The following is a 944-nucleotide window of genomic DNA, read 5'->3' on the forward strand; positions in this document are numbered from 1 at the left end:
CCCTTGGGATCGCCGACATCGGCCTGGACGGCGATTGCCACGCCGCCCGCCGCCTCGATCTCGCGCACCACGCTGTCGGCGGCTTCAGCGCCTCTGGCGTAATTGACGACGACCGAAAAGCCGTCGAGCGCCAGCCGCCTGGCGATTTCGGCACCGATTCCCTTCGAGGCGCCGGTCACCAGCGCCGCTCTTCCATTTTGTGTAGCCATGTCAGATCTCCAATTCTTGTGGACTGAAGGTAGGTGATAAATTTGCCGGGATAATTGCTCGGGTCTTGCCAACACCATTCGGATGTGGCGAACAATAGCGATGGACAGTGTCGACCGGATGCGCCTTCTATCTCGTGTGATCGAGCGCGGCAGCTTCACCGCGGCGGCGGCCGATCTCTCGATGTCGCGATCGACCGCCACCGAGGCGATCAAGGAGCTGGAGGCGCGGCTAGGCGTCAGGCTTCTCGAGCGCACCACACGCCACGTCGCCCCTACCCTCGACGGCCAGGCCTATTACCAGCGCTGCCTCGCCATCCTGGCCGATATTGAGGATGCCGAGGCCGGCTTCCAGGCGGCGCAGCCGCAAGGGTTGCTCAGGATCGACGTGCACGGCTTCATGGCCCGTCATTTCATCCTGCCGCGGCTCGCCGAATTCCTCGATCGTTATCCCCGGATCGACCTGCATATCGGCGACGGCGACCGGCTGGTCGACCTGGTGCGCGAAGGCGTCGATTGCGTGCTGCGCTCCGGCGAACAGGCCGACAGCGGCATGATCGTGCGGAGAGTGGCGACGCTGCGCGAAGTCACCTGCGCCAGTCCGGCCTACCTGGAGAGGCACGGCGTGCCGGCCACACCCGACGATCTCGGAGGCCATGCGATGGTCGGCTTCCGCTCGTCGCGACCCGGCGAGGTGATGCCGCTTGAATTCACGGTTGCGGGCGAGCGGCGCACCAT

2 protein-coding genes are annotated in these 944 nt (G+C 65.3%); one reads left to right on the forward strand and one right to left on the reverse strand.

The window, feature by feature from the left end:
• The coding region (locus EOC93_RS33555; RefSeq protein WP_127206758.1) for an SDR family NAD(P)-dependent oxidoreductase at positions 1–209 on the reverse strand (209 nt) is incomplete at its 3' end.
• 100 nt (positions 210–309) lie between these two features.
• Here EOC93_RS33555 and EOC93_RS33560 point away from each other — a divergent pair.
• Positions 310–944: LysR family transcriptional regulator (locus EOC93_RS33560; protein ID WP_164759398.1), on the forward strand; the 635-nt coding region annotated here is incomplete at its 3' end.

This window comes from Mesorhizobium sp. M6A.T.Ce.TU.002.03.1.1, from assembly GCF_003997275.1.
Lineage (GTDB): Bacteria > Pseudomonadota > Alphaproteobacteria > Rhizobiales > Rhizobiaceae > Mesorhizobium > Mesorhizobium mediterraneum.